Origin of the sequence: Kitasatospora sp. NPDC101176 (assembly GCF_044768035.1) — a bacterium.
GTDB lineage: Bacteria > Actinomycetota > Actinomycetes > Streptomycetales > Streptomycetaceae > Kitasatospora.
In genome coordinates this window covers 105936-124454 of record NZ_JBIWPA010000007.1, presented here as the reverse complement: position 1 = coordinate 124454, position 18519 = coordinate 105936, and the positions used below count along the sequence as shown (strand labels likewise).

Here is an 18519-nt window from a genome sequence, read left to right as displayed (position 1 = left end):
CGCCCGTCATGGCGTCACGGGCCCGTTCAGCCGCTGGAGCACGGTGTCGAGGAAGCGCGAGCGGTCTTCGGGGCTCGTCCAGGCGCCGCTGAGGCGGAGCTGGACGGCGTTGAGCAGCTGGTCGGTGGCGAGATCGCCGTCGCGCCGCCGCTTGAGGAACTCCCGGACCAGGTCGGCGTGTTCCCGGCCCTCGGCGGGTTCCAGGCCGAGCCGCTGGCAGAGGATGCGGGTGAGCTTGGCCTCGTCCGGCGGCTCCAGGTGGAGCTGGATGCAGCGGCGCAGGAACGGCGGCGGGAAGTCCCGCTCGCCGTTGCTGGTGAAGAGGACGACCGGGAACGCGCGGCAGCGGACCCGCCCGTTCTCGACCAGCGCGGTGACCGTGGGGTCGTCGTGGGTGCCGACGCGTGCCCGCGGCCGGTCGGCGGCGACCCGGGCGAGCTCCGGGATCTCGAACGACCCCTCCTCGAGGACTGTGAGGAGGTCGCCCGGCAGGTCGATGTCGCTCTTGTCGATCTCGTCGACGAGCAGGACCCGTGGCGTGTCCGCCGGGAGGAGGGCCGTCCCGAGCGGGCCGAGGCGCAGGTACCGGGCGATGTCGCCCGCTCCGGGCGGGGTGTCGGCGGCCGGGTCCGGCGCCCGCTCCGGACTGCCCGCGCCCAGGTGACGCAGGTTGGCGTCGTGCAGCCGGCCGATCGCGTCGTAGTGGTAGAGGCCGTCGCGCAGGCTGCTCCGGCTGGTCACCGGCCAGTGCAGGACGGGGCCGAGGCCCAGGTCGGCGGCGATGCCGTGCGCCAGTGTCGACTTGCCGACGCCCGGCTTCCCGGTGACCAGGAGCGGCCGGCGCAGGTACAACGCGGTGTTGACGGCCTCGGTCTCGGCGCGGTCCGGCACGTAGCCGGTCCCGCGGCGCACGGTGTCCCGCCAGGCCTCGCCCGTGGTGTCCGGCGGGGGCTGGTCGGGGTCGGGGACGCCGTTGTAGGTACGCCACGGGGGCTGCCGCCCGGCCAGCCGGTCGAGCCTCTCCCGGGCTGTCCCCTCGCCCTGGTAGATCCACCAGTCGTTCACCGCTCGCTCGTCCTCTCGTCCGTGCGGGGCGTCACGCCCGCGAAGCGCTGTTCGGGTATCCGGTCCGGGTCGTCCCACAGGAGGGCGAGCGGGCGGCCGTCCGGCCACCGGCGCCGGCTGCGGACGGTCAGGGGGAGCTCGCGGACGTCGCGGCAGGTCAGCGAGGTGCCGTCGCCGCCGTCGGGGGCGTCGGCGCCGGGGGCGGGGCGGACCCCCGGCCGCGGCCAGACGGCGATGGGCACCCCCGCGTCGAGGACGGCCTCCAGGGTGCCGTCGACGTACGGTTCGGAGACCTCGGCGAGCACGGCCACCGGCGACGGCTCCTTCTGGAGGAACGGCCCGAGCTCCTCGCAGACGTCCTGGTCGCGGACCCGGTGGACCGCGGCCGACTGCTCGCCGCCGTGGATCTTGAACCAGCGCCACTTCTGCCGCCACGACTCGGCGGAGGTCCCCACCCGCTCGTCCGGGCAGCGCAGGACGACCTCGTAGTGGTCGCCGAGTTCGCGGGGCGGGCGGCCGGGGCGGCCGAGCGGTAGCCGCCAGGCTTCGAAGGCCTCGCTGAGCAGCGGGTAGGGGACGTCGAACTCGATCCGGCCGATCGGGACGCCCGTCCGGCCCGAGGAGGCGATCAGCGATCGAAGCTGCTCGGTGAGGTGGTCGCGGATCTCCGCCAGGGGCAACGGGCGGTCGGACTCCCAGAGGCTGCGGAACCCGGCCGCGGCCTCGTGGAACCACATCCGGACCCAGTACCGGTCACCGGCCAGGCTGTCCTCGGTCAGCTTCACGTGCAGCTCCGGCCCCTCGGTGGGCCGCGGCGGCGCCGGCGGGACCGCCGGGGTGCGCGTCCTCGTCACGGTGCCGTCGATCCAGGAGTCCGCGCGCCGGGCCCACGGCCGGTCGTCGCTCCAGGCCGCCAGGTGCCGGAGGAAGGCCGCCACCAGGTGCGGGCGGGCGGGGTTGCCGTGGCGCTGGTCGAGGTCGCGGACGATGTCGAGCAGCTGGGTGGAGGGCAGGGCCCGGGACGCCGGGGCGACGCAGCCCCCGACCTCGAAGGCCCAGCGGTAGGCGTCGTAGGTGTGGTCGGGGAGCCGGCGCCCCGCGAGGAGGGCGCCGAGTTCGTTCCAGGCCTGCTGGTCGAGGCGGGCGGCCTCGGCGGACGGGCGCGGGGCCGTCCACCGGTCGCCGAAGACCGGGGACCCGTCCCATCCCCGGTCGACCAGGAACTCGGGGTGCTGGCCGCCGGCGCCGGCGGCCCGGCTCAGCGCGAAGTCGGCCTGGACGGCGCGCGCGATGCCGGGCAGCCCGTGGACGACCTCGTCGAGGCCGCGGCCGGCGAACTTCCCGAGCAGGCTCTCGGTGAACCGTCCGGAGCCCCGTTCGGCGTCGTTCCGCGCCTGCTCGGCCGCCCGGCTCGCGTACAGCACGAACTGGCGCCGGTCGGGGTCGGTGGTCGCGCCGCCGTACTCCGTGGTCCCGAAGGTGCACGCGGACAGCAGCCGCTCGTCGATCCGGCAGGCGTCGGCGATCGCGACCTGGTGGCGGAAGCGGCCCGGTGGCGCGCTGCCGGACCGCCACCAGCGCAGCGCGGAGCCGAGGTTGAGGTGGCTCGTCCGCTGCTCGGTGGCGTCGGCGTAGGGGAGCATCAGCCGGTCGGTGCCGTCCAGGAACCCGTGGCCGGCCCAGTAGATCCACAGCAGGTCGCCGTCCCGGGCGGGGAGTTCACGGAAGAGCAAGTGCAGGACGTTGGCCTCCGTGGCGGCCTCGACGGGGTGCGTGCCGTCGGCGGGAAGCGGCGCCCCGGCGGGCGCGTGGCGGCCGGCCGGGGCCGACAGCAGCAGCCGGACGTTGGCGGCCGGCAGGCCAGCGCACCGGGTGAGCCAGTCGGCGATCCGGGAGGCGTCCCGCCCCGCGCCCGGAAGGTCCCAGTCGGGGCCGGTGTCATAGGTCTCGACGCCCACGACGAGGGCGTGCACCCGGTGCGGCGGGAACTCCGGCAGTGCGTCGAACGGTCCGGTCACCGCAGGGCCTTGGTCTCCTCGGCGATCCGGTCGTACACGTCGTCGATCTTCCAGTAGGCGCTGTGGCAGACCGGGAACGGCTGGCGGCTGTCGATCTCGTGGTCGACGACCTGGTCCGCCCCGGCGAAGACCGGCCGCGCCCGGAAGGCGAGCAGGTCGTTCCGGTCGAAGACGTTCAGCCAGCGGGGGAAGCCGGTCGGCAGGGGAGCGCCCGTGGGCAGCCCGGTGAGGGCGCCGAGCTCGTGCAGGAACGGGGCCTGCGAGCCGACCGTCACCAGCAGGCGGACGTCGCCCAGCGGCTTCCCGCGGAGGGCGGCGAGGGCGAGCAGGTCGACGAGGGCGACACCGCCCAGGCTGTGGCCGATCAGCACGGTGGGACCGTCGGAGGCGGTGACGTGCGCGGCCAGGGTGTCGCGCAGCGGTCCACCCTTGGCCTGGTAGCGCAGGATGTCGCCCAGCACCGGGACGGAGCCCGCGGTGAGGCGGCTCCGGCCGTGGTCGAGCCACGGTTGCGGGGTCATCCGCAGCGCCGTCGTGCCGAGGAGCCTGGCCGCCCTGCCGACCACTCCGCGGCCGGTGCCGCCGAGGGCGCTCGTCAGGAGCTCGACGAGGCGGTCCCGCTCGGCTCCGGTGCAGAGGGTCGACTCCGCGTGCAGGAAGAGCAGTCGGGCGACGACGGCCCGGCCGGCGGCCGCGACCAGATCGCCGGCGGCGGCCGCGGTGGTGGCCTCGCACGCGCCCCGGAACTCCTCCGACGCGCCCACGGTGTCCAGCGCGGACGGGTACGAGCCGTCGAGGCCGGTGGCGTGCAGGAGCAGGGCGAGTTCGCTCCCGGCCTCCGGGTGCCGGGGGAGTGCGGCGAGCAGGTCGGCGGTCTGGAACCCGGCCGCGCGGACGCCGGGCATCCCCCGGCCGGCCTGCTCCGGTCCGAGCGCGGCGATCAGGCGCAGCTCGTACAGCGGGTCGACGAGCAGCAACTGCCACTCGGCCGTCGCGGGGTCGGGCGGGGTGGCCGTGGTGCCCGGGTGTCCGGCCGGGCCGGACGGCGGGAAGCCGGGCACCGAGGCACCGGCGTGGGCGAGGCTCGCCCCGTGTTCGTCGCCCCAGTAACAGGAGTCGACGGCCGCCGTCGGGAACCGCCGGCCCAGTCGCTCGGCGACGAGGCCGAACAGGAGGTCGTGGCGCTCGCGCCGGACGCCAGTGCCGTGAACGAAAACGAACCGCACGTGTGTCTTCCCCTCAGTTCCGCCCCTGGGAAGCGAGGGTAGCGGCTCCGGGCGGATGCTGATCGGTGGTCAGGAAATCCCGGCCGGCCGGTGGCCGGGGCCGGGTGGCCGGGGCCGTCGCGGTGGCGTCCGGATCGTCACAGGAGGCCGGATTGTCCCGATCGGCCGCTGTGAGGAGTGCGAAAGTTCACCGTCAAGGTCTTGTCGCGTCATTTTCTACGCGCGTATCTTTGGGTCGCTGCGGGGGGCGGGTGACCGACTCCTGCTCTCTCTACGCGGGTAGCGCACGTTGTGCGCGCATCCGCCCGACCCTCCGTCACGAACCGGCGGCCCCACGCGCGCCGGCCCCCGTGCCACCCCCGACCGTCGCGCCGAACCCACATGCCGCGCGACGAGCTAGGAGTCATGCTCCGGTGACCACCGCCGCTCCCGCCCCCCGTCCCCGCCGGGCCCTGCTGCGCGCCGCGATCCTGCCGGCCGGTCTGGCCGCCTCGCTGGTGCTCGTCCCGCTCCCGGCCGCCTTCGCCGCCGGCCCGGCGGCGCCGACCGAGGCCGGGCCGCTGCGCATCCACGACGTCCAGGGCACCACCCGGATATCCCCGCAGGCCGGCAAGCCCGTCACCGGCGTGCCCGGCATCGTCACCGGCGTTCGCGCGTACGGCAGTTCCAAGGGCTTCTGGATCCAGGACCCGAACCCCGACGCCGACCCGGCCACCAGCGAGGGCGTCTTCGTCTTCACCGGCGGCAACCCGACCGTGAAGGTCGGCGACTCCGTCCTCGTCAGCGGCAAGGTCACCGAGTACTACCCGAGCTTCTCGGGCGGCTCGCAGTCCGTCACCGAGATCACCGGCCCCGCCGTCACCGTGGTCTCCTCCGGCAACCCGCTGCCGGCCCCGGTGGTCGTGGACACCCGCAACATCCCCGGCACCTACGCCCCCGCGGCGGGCGCCGACGGCAGCATCGACCAGGTGGCGCTCAACCCGGAGAAGTATGCGCTGGACTTCTACGAGTCGCTCGAGGGCATGCTCGTCGAGGTCGAGGACGTCCGGGTCGTCCAGGCCACGGACAAGTACAACGAGCTGTGGGTCGCCGCCGACAAGCAGGACCAGCGCAGCAAGCGCGGCGGCGTGCTCTACGAGTCGTACGCCGAGCCGAACGTCGGCCGGCTGATGGTGCAGCAGCAGGCCGCCGTCTCCCAGCAGCCCTTCCCGGTCGCCAACGTGGGCGACGTGCTGACGGGCACCACCAGCGGCCCGCTGGACTACAACCAGTTCGGCGGCTACACCCTCGTCGCCGGCACGATGGGCGCGCTGCAGGACAACCACCTCCAGCGCGAGGTCACCGCGAAGGCGAGCGACCGCGAACTCACCCTCGCCACCTACAACGTGGAGAACCTGGCCCCCGGCAACCCGGACTCCAAGTTCGCCGAGCTCGCCCGGGGCGTCGTCACCAACCTGCGCTCGCCCGACGTCGTCGCCCTGGAGGAGATCCAGGACGACAACGGCAGCAAGAGCGACGGCACGGTCGACGCGAGCCAGACCGTCGCCAAGTTCATCGCCGCGATCAAGGCGGCCGGCGGCCCGGCCTACGACTGGCGCTCGATCGACCCGCAGGACGGCAAGGACGGCGGCGAGCCCGGCGGCAACATCCGTCAGGTCTTCCTCTTCAACCCGCAGCGGGTCTCCTTCACGGACATCGCCGGCGGCACCGCCACCACCGCCGTCGGCGTGGCCGGCACCGGCGCCGACACCGCGCTGACCGCCTCGCCCGGCCGGATCGAGCCGAACGACGAGGCGTGGACGAACAGCCGCAAGCCGCTGGTCGGGCAGTTCAGCTTCCGCGGCCAGAAGGTCTTCGTGATCGCCAACCACTTCAACAGCAAGGGCGGCGACCAGGGCATCGACAGCCGCTTCCAGGCCCCGGCCCGCAGCTCCGAGGTGCAGCGCGTCAAGCAGGCCACCATCGAGCAGGCCTTCGTCGCCAAGCTGCTGGCCGCCGACAAGGAGGCGCGCGTCGTCTCCCTCGGCGACTTCAACGACTACCAGTTCTCGCCCGCGCTGACCGCCCTCACCAAGGACGGCGTGCTGCGCGACCTGGTCAACGAGCTGCCGGAGACCGAGCAGTACTCCTACGTCTACCAGGGCAACTCGCAGGTGCTCGACCACATCCTGGTCAGCCCCGAGGTCGGCTACGCCAAGTACGACGTGGTGCACATCAACGCCGAGTTCGCCGAGCAGGCGAGCGACCACGACCCGCAGGTGGTCCGCATCAAGCCGTGACCGGGCACCCCGCCCGGCCCGCCGTGACCGGGCACCCCTTCCCGGCAGGCCCGGACTGACCCCGGGCTATCCTGCCGTGGTCGGCGGCGACCACCGCCGACCACGGCAACGGGCCACGGGGGATCGAGCGGATGCGGTACCGGATCGAACGGATCGGGGTCGAGGACTGGCAGCGCCTGCGGGAGGTGCGGCTGGCCCAGCTGCTCGACTTCCCGATGGCCTTCGGCGAGACCCACGAGGCCGCCCTCTCGCTGGGCGAGGCCGACTGGCGGGCCCGCGCGGCCGGGCTGGCGCAACCGGACCGGGTCGGCCTGGTCGCGGTGGACGATGACGGCGCGTGGGTCGGCACGATGCTGGCCGTCCCCGAGGAGGAGCAGCCCGCCACCGTCGTCCTGATCGGCGTCTGGACGGCCCCCGCGCACCGCGGCCGCGAGCACGGCGCCACCGACGCCCTCCTGGACGCGATCACCGACTGGGCCCGCACCGAGGGCGGCGCGAAGCGGATGCTGCTCGGCGTCCACGAGGCGAACGACCGCGCCGCGGCCTTCTACCTGCGCCGCGGCTTCACCCACACCGGCGCCGCGAAGCCCTACACGCTGGACCCGCGGGCCCGGATCCTGGAGATGGTCCTCCCGCTGGACTGACCGCCGGCGGCCCGGCCGCGCACCGGGAGGACCCGGTGGCACCCGCGGGGTCAGAACCAGTGCAGGCAGTGCGGCGGGCGCTCGGCACGGAAGAGGGCGTCGGCGAGGTCGGCGGCGCCCGGCCGGTGTTCGAGCACGTGCCCGGCGCGCACCAGGGTGCTGGGGGCGGTGCCGCCGAGGTAGACCGCGCCCAGGTCGCGGACGTCCAGGGAGAGGTCGGGCTCGCGGTCGGTCGGCACGCAGGTGGCCCGGCCGCGGCGGGCGGTGAGCAGGTGGCGGCCGTGCTCGCCCAGGAACGGGTCGTCGACGTCGAGGACGAGCTCGCCGTCGGTCGGCCAGCCGCGGGCGGTCAGGGCGCGCGGCACGTCCAGCAGCCGCACCCAGAGCCAGTCGGTGTGCTTGCCCGGCTGGCCGGCTGCGTAGTCCGCGAGCTGCCAGCGCAGCGGGTGCGCGGGCGGGACGTGCTTGAACACGACCTCGGACACCAGGTCGTGCCCGAGCACGAACCGGGCCAGCGCCGTGTGGACGGCGTCGTCGGCGGCGATCGTCTCGTCGACCGTCAGGACGCGGCCGTCGCCGACCAGGTAGCTGGCGTAGCCGTCCGGGACGCCGTCCGCATCGCGGTGCACGGCGACGTGGCGCTTCGCCGGGGCGATCGGGGGCTTCCCCGCGCCCAGCTGCCACCAGCGGTGCGGTCGGGACAGCGCGCCGGGCTGCGCGCGGCGGTAGCGGTCGTACACCGCCTCCAGGACGTCCCCGCAGGCGGAGCGCGGCAGCACCTCGACGGATCCGGCGTCCGCGCCGCCCGCCGCGCCGCCGGCCCGGCCGCGCGCCCTGGACGGGGCGAGGACGGCCCGGTGGTGCGGCACCGTCAGCTGTTCCGTGTACGTCGCGCAGCCGTAGCCGAACCGGCCGTAGATGGTGGCCTCGGAGGCCGTCAGGACCGACAGGACCTCCCCGCGGGCCCGCAGGTCGGCGAGCTGGCGGCGCATCATCGCGGTGAGCACGCCGCGACGCCGGTGCGAGGGCAGCACGCCGACGGCCGTCACCCCGGAGACGGGGACGATGGCGCCGCCGGGCAGGGTGAGTTCGAAGGAGTACGCGCCGGCGGTGGCGACGGGGCGACCGTCCGCCTCCACCGCGAACAGGCCGCGGTCCATCTCGTACGCCGCCCACCAGCCCCCGTGCCCGGGCTCGACGGGGCGCTCGGGGAAGAACCCGAACGCGGCGTGGAGCGTGTCGACGAAGACATCGCGGTCCTGTTCGGTGGTGGGACGGATCTCCATCGCTGCGCTGTCTCCCCGGGGTGCCGGCACCACGGCCTGTGGTGTCCCGCCACAGTGCACCGCCGCGGCCCGGCCCGGTCAAACGGATTTCGGCCGTCGGTGCCTCGGTCGCCCCCGGGAGCCCGCCGCCCGTGCGGTCAGGCGTCGTGGGCCGTGCCCGCCCACACGCCCGGGGTCCGCCCGGCCCAGGGGGCCGCTCGTTCCAGCTGTCCGGCGAGCCGGAAGAGGAGGTCCTCGCGCCCGTACCCGGCGGCGAACTGGACGCCGAGCGGCAGGCCGGTGGCCGGGTCGCTCTCCAGGGGGACGGACATCGCGGGGGTGCCCGCGACGTTGAACGGGGCGGTGAAGGGCGAGCGGTGGAGGAGCTGTGCGGTCCAGCCGAGGCCGTCGGCCCCCTCGGCCCCGTCGGCGTAGGTGCCCAGGGGGACGGGCGGTTCGGGCAGGGCCGGGGTGAGCAGCAGGTCGTGGTCGGTGAAGCGGCGGCCGATCGCGCGCGCCACGTCGTTGCGCATCGCGAGCGCGCGGACGAACTCGGTGCCGCTGACCCGCCGGCCGAAGGTGTAGGCGGCCAGCATCTCGGGTTCCAGGGTGGTGGGGTCGACGGGCCGGTCGAAGGCCGCGGCGAAGTCGTCGATCCACGTCACCAGGTTGGTGCTCCAGAGCCGGGCGTTGGCCAGGACGAACTCCTCCCAGTCGACGCCGAGGTCGACCCTGACCTCCTCCACCCGGTGCCCCAGGGACTCGGCGAGCCGTGCCGAGCGCAGCGTGGCCTCGACGACGGCGCCGTCGACGGCGCGACCGCCCCAGGGCCGGGTGAGGAGGCCGATCCGCAGGCTGCCGGGGTCACGGGCGACCTCCTCGGCGTAGGGCCGTTCCGGCCGGGGCGCGGTGTACGGGTCACCGGCCTCGGGGCCGTGGACGAGGTCCAGCAGGGTGGCGCTGTCGCGCACCGAGCGGCTGAGGACGCCGTGGACGGCGAGCCCGTTGAAGACCTCGTCGGTGTCGGGGCCCATGGAGATCCGGCCGCGGGTGGGCTTCAGGCCGAACAGGCCGTTGGCGGCGGCGGGGACGCGGATGGAGCCCGCGGCGTCGGTGGCGTGGGCGATCGGGACGATGCCCGCGGCGACGGCGGCTCCCGAGCCGCCGCTGGAGCCGCCGGGGCTGCGGGTCGGGTCCCAGGGGTTGCGGGTGGGGCCGTACAGGACGCCTTCGGTGGTGGTGCTGTAGGCGAACTCGGGGGTGGCGGTGCGTCCGAGCGTCACCAGCCCGGCGCGGCGGAGGCGGGTCATCAGCGCGGAGTCGGCCGCGGCGACGTGGCCCGCGGCGATCCGGCTGCCCAGTTCCGTCCGCCTGCCGGCCATGGTGACGGCGAGGTCCTTGATCAGGAAGGGCACGCCGGCCAGTGGCGTGCTGCCCGGGGCCGGGGTGTCGTCCGCGGGCCAGGTCTCGACGACGGCGTTGATGAGCGGGTTCACCAGGTCGGCCGCCCGCTGTGCGGTGGCGGCGAGTTCGGCGGCGGTCACCTGGCCGCGGGCCACCAGGTCGGCCAGGCCGACGCCGTCGTGGGTCACGTACTCGGAGAGCTTCATTCGGGTCCGTTCGGGAGGTGATGGTGCCGGGATCGGGGTCGGTCGGGATCGGGTCGGTCGGTCGGGATCGGGATCGGGACTGAGACCGTTGGGTATCTCACGATACCGATCGGTATCGCATGGGACTGGCCGGTACCGTAACATTGCCGCCGGGGCACCACAACGCCCCGCCCCACCGGACCGACGAGGGATCGAACGGCGAACATGGACAGGGCCGGCAGACAGAGCAGGGTGGCCAAACTGCCGCCCCGGGAGCGGATCCTCGACGCGGCGGAGGAGCTCTTCTCGCGCGAGGGGATCAGGGCGGTGGGCGTCCAGGCGATCGCCGACCGGGCCGAGACCACCAAGATGGCGCTCTACCGCCACTTCGCCACCAAGGACGCGCTGGTCGAGGAGTGGCTGCGGATCGTCGCGGCCGACTACACCGCCGCGTTCGACCGGCTGGCGCAGGCCCACCCCGACGACCCCCGGGCGCAGATCCTCGGACTGGCCCGGTTCATCGCCGACGGACTCCCCGGGATCTCCCACCGCGGCTGCCCGTTCATCAACTCCGTGGCGGAGCTGCCCGACCGCACCCACCCGGCGCGCCGGCTGATCGAGGCCCACAAGGTGCGTCAGCTGCGCCGGCTCACCGACCTGTGCGTCCGGGCCGGGCTGCCCGATCCGCAGGACGCGGCGGCGGAGCTCACCTTCCTCCTCGAAGGGGCCCAGGTGAGCGTCCAGAACGGGAGCGTCGAGCGCGCGGGCGAGCGGCTGATGAGGATCGTCGAAGCCGTCCTGGACCGCCGCCCGGCTCCCGGGCCCACCGGCTGAGGGGTGGGCCCCGGCGGCCCGGCCGGGCGAAACCGGCGGTCAGGGGCCGCAGTTCAGACGGGCGGCAGCAGATCGCTCCCGCTGACGGTGTACGTCAGCGGGGGGTAGACGAAGTCCGTCTCCAGGTTCTCGCGGCGCCGCAGCCGGTAGAACTCGCGCTGCTGCTCCTCGTCGGCCTGAACGAGGCGCGCCCCCTGCGGGAGGTACGGATGCCCGTCCCGGAACCGCAGCGAGGTCCTCGAGGTCCGGAAGGTCACGCCCAGCCACTGGTTGTCCGCCGCCCCGGCGGGCGCGTCCAGGACGATCCGGTGCCTGAGCCGACGGTTCGCGTCGACGGAGAACGCGACGACACCGTGGTGGGTGAGCGGGACCTCGAACCTCTCGCCCCCGGGCCCCTTCGACTCGAAGACCAGCTTCCTCGGCGGGCCCGCGTCGGGGTGGCGGTAGCAGGAGAGGACGGCGACGAACGACCCGTCGGCCAGGTCGAGGGCCTGGTCGGAGTGGCCGCCCATGGTCCGGTAGGCGTTCGTGTAGCACTCGACGAGGGCGTTGTCGAAGTCCACCGGGAGGTCCGCGTGTTCCCGGATCCGCCGGGCCAGCCGCTCGTGCACGGCCCGGAACCGCTGCGCCGGGCCGACGTAGCGCGTGGTGGTGCGGACGAGCGGCACACCGCCCGACTCGTCGACCCTGGTGAGCGTGGCGCCGCGCCGGCCCTTCCCCAGGTCCTCCAGCCGGGCCGACGCGGACAGCTCCGCGAAGAGGTCCTCCTCCGCGGGGAGCGTGCAGGAGAGGATCCCGTCCGGGAGGCTAGAGGTTGGGGGCACCGTAGTCTCCCGTGTTCATGCTGAAGAGGAACTCCTGGCCGTAGTCGACGAAGGCCGAGGTGCGGTTCTCCTCGGCGTACAGCCGGCGCAGCTCGTCCATTCCGGCCGGGGTGGACGGCTCCAGCGGCACCGGGCCCCCGGGCGTCTTGAGGAACGTCCGGCCGTCCCGGTGGACGGCTTCGGTGCTCGAACAGCGCACCACGTAGCCCAGCCGGGTCGGGAGCAGCTCGGCGTCCAGCGCCGAGGGCCGGATCTCGTGGGTGTACAGGCGGTTGGTGGACAGCGGCATGAAGAACACGGAGCCGGGGTGGAGGGTGAGGGTGAACTGCGGGGGGAGCGCCGGCCCGTCCGGCCCGCCGGCCTGCTCCTTGAGGCGGAAGTGGAGCCTGGTCAGCCCGCTGGTGCCCTTCACGCCGTGGTCGAAGGCGTCGTCGGGCAGGGGCTGCAGCCGGTCCAGCCGGTCGTAGAAGGTGCAGAAGGCCATGATGCCGTTGACGGGCATGTCCTTGGTCTTGTCGGCGTGGGACGAGATCCTGGCCTTGGACTGCCTGCGCTCCGCCGTGGCACGGGTGTTGTGGTAGATCTGCGCGAGGACGTGGTTCAGCGGTGCCTGGCCGCGGAAGACGTCGGCGGCCTCGCGGTTCAGCGCCTCGACGATGTGCGTGTCGGTCGGGCGGAAGTTCTCCGTCGGCCCGGAGAGGTTCGTGGAGCACCGGAGCAGCCGGAAGTGCAGTTCGTCCCGGTCCTGGGTGACGGGCGTCAGGTAGATCCCGCTGCGGTGGGCCGTTCCGGGCTTGGTGGACTCGGTCAGGGACTGGAACGCGTGCTCGGCACGGATCCGTCCGAAGTGGTCGGCGTCGGGCTCGAAGAAGCGCGGGTAGTACACGCCGACGCCGTGCACGCGGACGGGGACCCGGCCGAGGCCGACGGGCGTCCACGGTGCGTCGGCGTCCCCGCGGCAGCCGTGCGACAGCTCCCGGACGACGAACACCCGGGCGGCCGCGCGCAGCCGGTGACGGCTGGTTCCCGACACGTCGCCGCAGAGATAGACGGTCCTCCCCGCGAGGTCGGCCGCGCCCGCGGCGAGCTCCTCCGGCGTGATCGTGGACCCGAAGAACCCCCTGAGCACCTCGTGGTCCTGCAGCTCCGGGGGTGCGACCAGGACGGTCCCCGAGTCCTCGATGCGGGCTTCCGCCGGCTCTGTCGTGTGCATCGAACGGTCCCTGTCGTGCGCGGGCGGTGTGGATCTCCCACGACCGCGGACATGGCAATGGCCCGCACTCCGCCCTTCACCCCGCGGGGCGTGGACGGCAGGAGACGGACCGTTGGACCCCGATGCTCTCACGGGCCCCGACGGCGGGCAACGGGGTTCCGCACCGGCGACCGCCGGCCGCGGTGGCGGCCCGGCGGCTGCACCGCCGGGCCGCCACGCGCCTCGCTCCGGCCCGGGCAGCCGAGCCGGCCCACCTCGGTTGAGGCATGGGGGAACCACCGGGAACTACCGGAGGCGGGTCGCCGTCCGGACGAGGTCGGCGACGGCTCGGGACCGACTGTGCGGCGGCCAGGCGATCACCGTGGTGACCTTCGGCGCGTCCAGTACGGGGACGGCGGCGAGGTCACCGTGCAGTCGGGCCCGGCACGACTCCGGTGAGACCGCGCAGGCACGGCCGAGCGCGACGAGCTGCAGCAGCTGCGCGTGGTCGCGGACCTGCGGGCCGGGCCCGGGCGGGTAGCTGCCGTCGGGGGCGGGCCAGCGCGGCAGGGGCAGGCCGGGCAGCCCGGTGATGTCGGCCATGTGCACATGGGGCCGGACGGTGAGCGGATGCCCGGCCGGCAGGACCACGACCTGGCCCTCCGTGCCGAGTTCCTCGGTGTGGAACCCGGCCGTCGAGTCGTACGGCCGGTGCAGCAGCGCCACGTCGGCCCGGCCCTCGCGCAGGAGTCGTTCCTGCTCGGCCGGACCGCACAGGAGGACCTCGACGGGGGCGGCGCCGGGTTCGGCGGCGTAGGCGTCCAGCAGCTCCGCCAGCAGTTCGCGGGACGCACTGGCCTTCGTGACCAGGACCAGGCCGGGGCGGCCGGCCGGGGGAAGGGCGGCGCGGCGGGTCCGGCGCTCGGCCGCTTCGACCGCGTCGAGGGCCGCCCGGCCCTCGGTCAGCAGCACCGAGCCGGCTTCGGTGAGCGTGACGGTGCGGCTGGTCCGGTCCAGCAGCGTCGCCCCGAGCCGGCGTTCGAGCTGCCGGATCGCCCGTGACAGCGGCGGCTGCGCGATCCCGAGCCGCTGCGCGGCGCGCCCGAAGTGCAACTCCTCGGCGACGGCCACGAAGTAGCGCAGTTCCCTGGTCTCCATCCGGCCACGGTACTCCGGATCGATACCTGGAGGGTATCGATGCCCACCCGATCGGTCTTGGACCCCGGCCGGGGTCCGGGAGCAGCATGGTCTCCATGAGCGAACGAACGATCGCGCTGGTCACCGGCGCGAACAAGGGGATCGGCTACGAGATCGCCGCGGGCCTGGGCGCCCTCGGCTGGAGCGTCGGCGTCGGCGCCCGCGACGATCGGCGCCGCGGGGCCGCGGTGGAGGGGCTGCGCGCGGCCGGCGTCGACGCGTTCGGCGTGCCGCTGGACGTCACCGACGACGCGAGCGCGACCGCCGCCGCACGGCTGATCGAGGATCGGGCCGGGCGCCTCGACGTGCTCGTCAACAACGCCGCCATCGCGGGCGGAATGCCGCAGGAGCCGACCCGGGTCGACCCCGCCACCGTCCGTACGGTCGTGGAGACCAACGTGATCGGCGTCATCCGCGTCACCAACGCGATGATGCCGCTGCTGCGCCGCTCCGCCTCACCGCGGATCGTGAACATGTCCAGCAGCGTCGGCTCCCTCACCCGGCAGTCGGGGCCGGACGCGGAGCGGACGGCGGGCCCGGTGGCCGCGGCGTACTCGCCGTCGAAGACGTTCCTGAACGCCGTCACCCTCCAGTACGCCCGGGAGTTGAGCGGCACGAACGTCCTGATCAACGCCGGCTGCCCCGGCTACGTCGCGACCGACCTCAACGGTTTCCGCGGCGTGCGCACCCCCGCACAGGGCGCGGCCATCGCCATCACCCTCGCGACCCTGCCCGACGACGGCCCGACCGGCCGGTTCTTCGACGACGCCGGCGTCGTGCCCTGGTGACGTGCACGGCGGTCCCCACCCACGCGGCCGCCCGGGCCGGTTCGCCCGGCCCGCGGCGGTCGCGCGGAGGGCGGGAGGAGGCGGCGGAAAACAAGCAGGCATGATTGCTTTTTTCTCCGGCCGGTGCCACGCTGCTGCCCGACGGCGCTCGTGCGGGAGCGCCGCCAACCCGCCGGCAGGGGAGGCGCTTTGGCGCGCGCACGCTCGGTACTGCGGATCGGCAACGCCTCGGGCTTCTACGGGGACCGCTTCGATGCGGTGCGCGAGATGCTCACTGGCGGGCCGCTGGACGTGCTCACCGGGGACTACCTCGCCGAGCTGACCATGCTGATCCTCGCCAGGGACCGCATGAAGGACCCCTCGCTCGGGTACGCCCGGACGTTCCTGCGCCAGATGGAGGAGTGCCTCGGGCTGGCGCGCGAGCGCGGCGTGAAGATCGTGGTGAACGCGGGCGGACTCCAACCCGCCGGGCTCGCCCGCGAGTTGCGGAAACTGGTGCAGCGTCAGGGAATCGCGGCGACGGTCGCCCACGTCGAGGGGGACGACCTGCTCCCGCAGCAGAGCGAACTCGGCCTCCCCGACGGCCTGCTGGCGGCCAACGCCTACCTCGGCGCCTTCGGCATCGCGGCCTGCCTGGAGGCGGGTGCGGACGTGGTGGTCACCGGGCGGGTCACCGACGCCGCGCTGGTCGCGGGCCCGGCGATCGCCCACTTCGGCTGGACGGCGGACGACCTGGACGCCCTCGCCGGAGCGGTGGTGGCCGGTCACGTCCTGGAGTGCGGCGCCCAGGCCACCGGCGGGAACTACGCCTTCTTCCGCGAGCACGACGTCACCCGCCCCGGCTTCCCGATCGCCGAGCTGCACGCCGACGGCTCCAGCGTGATCACCAAGCATCCGGGCACCGGTGGCGCCGTCACCGCCGGCACGGTGACGGCCCAACTCCTGTACGAGACCGGCGGGGTGCGCTATCCGGGCCCGGACGTCACCGCCCGGCTGGACTCGGTGCGGCTCACCGAGGAGGGCCCGGACCGGGTGCGGATCGACGGGGTCCGCGGCGAGGCGCCCCCGGCCACGCTCAAGGTGGGCCTCAACCGGCTCGGCGGGCACCGCAACGAGGTGGTGTTCGTCCTCACCGGTCTGGACGTCGAGGCCAAGGCCGACCTGGTGCGGCGGCAGTTCGCCGCCGCGCTGGCGCCGGCCGCCCGGCCCGCCGAACTGCGCTGGACCCTCGCCCGCACCGACCACCCGGACGCCCCGACCGAGGAGACGGCCTCCGCGCTGCTGCGGCTGACCGCCCGCGATCCGGAACCGGCCCGGGTGGGGCGCGAACTGGGCAAGGCCGCCGTGGAGTTGGGCCTGTCCGGCTACCCGGGGTTCCATCTGACCGCCCCGCCCGGGCCGGGCGCCCCGTACGGGGTGTTCACCGCCGCGTTCGTGGACGCCAAGGCCGTCGGGCACACCGCGGTGCTGCCGGACGGCCGCCGGGTCACCGTCCCGCCCGCGCCCGTGACGGCCCGGCCGGCGCTCCCGGAGGCGGGGACGGAAGTCGGGACGGAAGCGGGGGCGGAGGCGGGAGCACTCCCGGAAGCACGGACGGAAGCGCGGACGGAAGCGGAGCAGGAGCCGGCGGCGCTCCCCCAGCCCCTCCCGGCGGGCCCGGTCCGCCGCGCCCCGCTCGGCCTGGTGCTCGGCGCCCGCAGCGGCGACAAGGGCGGTGACGCCAACCTGGGCGTCTGGGCCCGTTCCGAGGACGGCTGGCGCTGGCTCGCGCACACCCTGACCGTCGAGATGCTCCGCGAACTGCTGCCCGAGACGGCGGAGTTGCCGGTGGCCCGGCACCTGTTGCCGAACCTGCGCGCGGTCAACTTCACCCTTACCGGGCTCCTCGGCGAGGGCGTCGCCGCCCAGCACCGCTTCGACCCGCAGGCCAAGGCCCTCGGGGAGTGGCTGCGCTCCCGCCACCTCGACATCCCGGAGGTCCTGCTGTGACCGTGCTGCCCACCCGCGTCGACCCGGCCGGGCCCGAGTACGCCGAGCACCGCGCCGCGATGCTCGACAAGCTGGCCGGCCTGGACGCCGAGCACGCCAAGGCGCTGGCCGGTGGCGGGCCGAAGTACGTGGACCGCCACCGCGCCCGCGGCAAGCTGTTGCCGCGCGAGCGGATCGAGCTGCTGGTCGATCCGGACTCGCCGTTCCTGGAGCTCTCCCCGCTGGCCGCCTGGGGCAGCGAGTACCCGGTGGGCGCGGCGCTGGTCACCGGGATCGGGGTGGTCGAGGGCGTGGAGTGCGTGATCACCGCCAACGACCCCACGGTGCGCGGCGGCGCCAGCAACCCGTGGACGCTGCGCAAGGCGCTGCGCGCCAACGAGATCGCGCTCGCCAACCGCCTTCCGCTGGTGAACCTGGTCGAGTCGGGCGGCGCCGACCTGCCCAGCCAGAAGGAGATCTTCATCCCGGGCGGCGCGCTGTTCCGCGACCTGACCCGGCTCTCCGCCGCCGGAGTGCCCACCGTGGCCGTGGTGTTCGGCAACTCGACGGCCGGCGGGGCGTACGTCCCGGGCATGTCCGACCACACCGTGCTGGTGCGGGAGCGGGCGAAGGTGTTCCTCGGCGGCCCGCCGCTGGTGAAGATGGCCACCGGTGAGGAGGCCGACGACGAGTCGCTCGGCGGAGCGGAGATGCACGCCCGCACCTCGGGCCTGGCCGACCACTTCGCGGTGGACGAGGCGGACGCGCTGCGGCTGGCCCGCCGGATCGTCGCCCGGCTGGACCACCGCAAGCCCGGCCCGGCACCGGACCGCCTCGCCGAGCCGCCGAAGTACGACGAGGAGGAGCTGCTGGGCATCGTCCCGGGCGACCTCAAGGTGCCCTTCGACCCGCGCGAGGTGATCGCGCGGATCGTGGACGGCTCCGACTTCGACGAGTTCAAGCCGCTCTACGGCACCAGCCTGGCCACCGGCTGGGCCAGGCTGCACGGCTACCCCGTCGGGGTGCTGGCCAACGCCCAGGGCGTGCTGTTCAGCGCGGAGTCGCAGAAGGCCGCCCAGTTCATCCAGTTGGCGAACCAGCGGAACGTCCCGCTGCTGTTCCTGCACAACACCACCGGCTACATGGTCGGCAAGGACTACGAGCAGGGCGGCATCATCAAGCACGGCGCGATGATGATCAACGCGGTGTCCAACTCGCGGGTCCCGCACCTGTCGGTGCTGATCGGCGCCTCCTACGGGGCCGGCCACTACGGCATGTGCGGCCGGGCCTACGAGCCGCGCTTCCTGTTCGCCTGGCCGAGCGCCAAGTCCGCGGTGATGGGCCCGCAGCAGCTCGCCGGGGTGCTGTCGATCGTCGCCCGGCAGTCGGCCGCCGCCAAGGGGCAGCCGTACGACGAGGACGCCGACGCGGCGATCCGCGCGATGGTCGAGCAGCAGATCGAGGCCGAGTCGCTGCCGGCGTTCCTGTCCGGTCGGCTCTACGACGACGGCGTGATCGACCCGCGGGACACCCGCACCGTGCTGGGCCTGTGCCTGTCCGCGATCCACAACGCGCCGGTCGAGGGCGCGCGCGGCTACGGCGTCTTCCGGATGTGAGGGGACGAGACGAC

General features: G+C 74.3%; 14 protein-coding genes. 6 read left to right on the top strand and 8 right to left on the bottom strand.

Annotated features, from left to right (window positions below; translation table 11 throughout):
• Positions 1 to 6 precede the first annotated feature (6 nt).
• Genes ACIRS1_RS13615 through ACIRS1_RS13605 form a run of 3 tightly spaced genes read right to left on the bottom strand, consistent with a single transcriptional unit; the run spans position 7 to position 4309 of the window.
• Positions 7 to 1065 carry an AAA family ATPase gene (locus ACIRS1_RS13615; protein WP_402839102.1) on the bottom strand — a complete coding sequence of 353 codons (1059 nt, stop codon included), beginning with the start codon at positions 1063 to 1065 and terminating at the stop codon, positions 7 to 9.
• Positions 1062 to 3083, bottom strand: coding sequence for a hypothetical protein (locus ACIRS1_RS13610; protein ID WP_402839100.1), 2022 nt, complete (start codon positions 3081 to 3083; stop codon positions 1062 to 1064). Before ACIRS1_RS13610 ends, ACIRS1_RS13615 begins: the two co-directional genes overlap by 4 nt.
• Entirely contained in the window at positions 3080 to 4309 is a 1230-nt protein-coding gene (locus ACIRS1_RS13605) for a hypothetical protein (protein WP_402839098.1), read from the bottom strand. Before ACIRS1_RS13605 ends, ACIRS1_RS13610 begins: the two co-directional genes overlap by 4 nt.
• 413 nt (positions 4310 to 4722) lie before the next feature.
• Here ACIRS1_RS13605 and ACIRS1_RS13600 point away from each other — a divergent pair, with 413 nt between their 5' ends.
• Together ACIRS1_RS13600 and ACIRS1_RS13595 are read left to right on the top strand one after the other, a co-directional pair.
• Complete coding sequence (locus ACIRS1_RS13600) at positions 4723 to 6588, top strand: endonuclease/exonuclease/phosphatase family protein (RefSeq protein WP_402839096.1); 1866 nt, start codon at positions 4723 to 4725, stop codon at positions 6586 to 6588.
• A gap of 131 nt (positions 6589 to 6719) precedes the next feature.
• Positions 6720 to 7232 (top strand): GNAT family N-acetyltransferase, encoded by a 513-nt coding sequence (locus ACIRS1_RS13595; protein ID WP_402839094.1) that lies wholly within the window; start codon positions 6720 to 6722, stop codon positions 7230 to 7232.
• A 50-nt stretch (positions 7233 to 7282) separates the two neighbouring features.
• Here ACIRS1_RS13595 and ACIRS1_RS13590 read toward each other — a convergent pair whose 3' ends face one another.
• Positions 7283 to 8518, bottom strand: a complete 1236-nt coding sequence (locus tag ACIRS1_RS13590) for a GNAT family N-acetyltransferase (RefSeq protein WP_402839092.1) — start codon at positions 8516 to 8518, stop codon at positions 7283 to 7285.
• Between the two features lie 137 nt (positions 8519 to 8655).
• Positions 8656 to 10107 carry an amidase gene (locus ACIRS1_RS13585; RefSeq protein ID WP_402839090.1) on the bottom strand — a complete coding sequence of 484 codons (1452 nt, stop codon included), beginning with the start codon at positions 10105 to 10107 and terminating at the stop codon, positions 8656 to 8658.
• Positions 10108 to 10311: 204 nt separating this feature from the next.
• Between ACIRS1_RS13585 and ACIRS1_RS13580 the strand changes: the two genes are divergently transcribed.
• Positions 10312 to 10920, top strand: coding sequence for a TetR/AcrR family transcriptional regulator (locus ACIRS1_RS13580; RefSeq protein WP_402839089.1), 609 nt, complete (start codon positions 10312 to 10314; stop codon positions 10918 to 10920).
• A gap of 53 nt (positions 10921 to 10973) precedes the next feature.
• Here the strand turns inward: ACIRS1_RS13580 and ACIRS1_RS13575 are convergent, their stop codons facing one another.
• The 3 genes from ACIRS1_RS13575 to ACIRS1_RS13565 form a co-directional block, all read right to left on the bottom strand.
• Positions 10974 to 11744 (bottom strand): hypothetical protein, encoded by a 771-nt coding sequence (locus tag ACIRS1_RS13575; protein WP_402839087.1) that lies wholly within the window; start codon positions 11742 to 11744, stop codon positions 10974 to 10976.
• Complete coding sequence (locus ACIRS1_RS13570; RefSeq protein ID WP_402839085.1) at positions 11728 to 12957, bottom strand: hypothetical protein; 1230 nt, start codon at positions 12955 to 12957, stop codon at positions 11728 to 11730. Before ACIRS1_RS13570 ends, ACIRS1_RS13575 begins: the two co-directional genes overlap by 17 nt.
• Positions 12958 to 13242: 285 nt before the next feature.
• Positions 13243 to 14094: a LysR family transcriptional regulator gene (locus tag ACIRS1_RS13565; protein WP_402839083.1), complete on the bottom strand. Its 852-nt coding sequence runs from the start codon at positions 14092 to 14094 to the stop codon at positions 13243 to 13245.
• A 95-nt stretch (positions 14095 to 14189) separates the two neighbouring features.
• Here ACIRS1_RS13565 and ACIRS1_RS13560 point away from each other — a divergent pair, with 95 nt between their 5' ends.
• From ACIRS1_RS13560 to ACIRS1_RS13550, 3 genes are all read left to right on the top strand, one after another.
• Positions 14190 to 14921: an SDR family NAD(P)-dependent oxidoreductase gene (locus tag ACIRS1_RS13560; protein ID WP_402839081.1), complete on the top strand. Its 732-nt coding sequence runs from the start codon at positions 14190 to 14192 to the stop codon at positions 14919 to 14921.
• A gap of 189 nt (positions 14922 to 15110) precedes the next feature.
• Positions 15111 to 16910, top strand: coding sequence for an acyclic terpene utilization AtuA family protein (locus ACIRS1_RS13555; RefSeq protein WP_402839079.1), 1800 nt, complete (start codon positions 15111 to 15113; stop codon positions 16908 to 16910).
• Positions 16907 to 18505, top strand: a complete 1599-nt coding sequence (locus tag ACIRS1_RS13550) for a carboxyl transferase domain-containing protein (RefSeq protein ID WP_360210301.1) — start codon at positions 16907 to 16909, stop codon at positions 18503 to 18505. Before ACIRS1_RS13555 ends, ACIRS1_RS13550 begins: the two co-directional genes overlap by 4 nt.
• Positions 18506 to 18519: the final 14 nt, after the last annotated feature.

Excerpts from the sequence above, each read along its gene's own strand:
- ACIRS1_RS13590 (WP_402839092.1), bottom strand. The coding sequence starts at position 8,518 with ATGGAGATCCGTCCCACCACCGAACAGGACCGCGATGTCTTCGTCGAC.
- ACIRS1_RS13585 (WP_402839090.1), bottom strand. The coding sequence starts at position 10,107 with ATGAAGCTCTCCGAGTACGTGACCCACGACGGCGTCGGCCTGGCCGAC.
- ACIRS1_RS13565 (WP_402839083.1), bottom strand. The coding sequence starts at position 14,094 with ATGGAGACCAGGGAACTGCGCTACTTCGTGGCCGTCGCCGAGGAGTTG.
- ACIRS1_RS13595 (WP_402839094.1), top strand. The coding sequence starts at position 6,720 with ATGCGGTACCGGATCGAACGGATCGGGGTCGAGGACTGGCAGCGCCTG.
- ACIRS1_RS13570 (WP_402839085.1), bottom strand. The coding sequence starts at position 12,957 with ATGCACACGACAGAGCCGGCGGAAGCCCGCATCGAGGACTCGGGGACC.
- ACIRS1_RS13560 (WP_402839081.1), top strand. The coding sequence starts at position 14,190 with ATGAGCGAACGAACGATCGCGCTGGTCACCGGCGCGAACAAGGGGATC.
- ACIRS1_RS13580 (WP_402839089.1), top strand. The coding sequence starts at position 10,312 with ATGGACAGGGCCGGCAGACAGAGCAGGGTGGCCAAACTGCCGCCCCGG.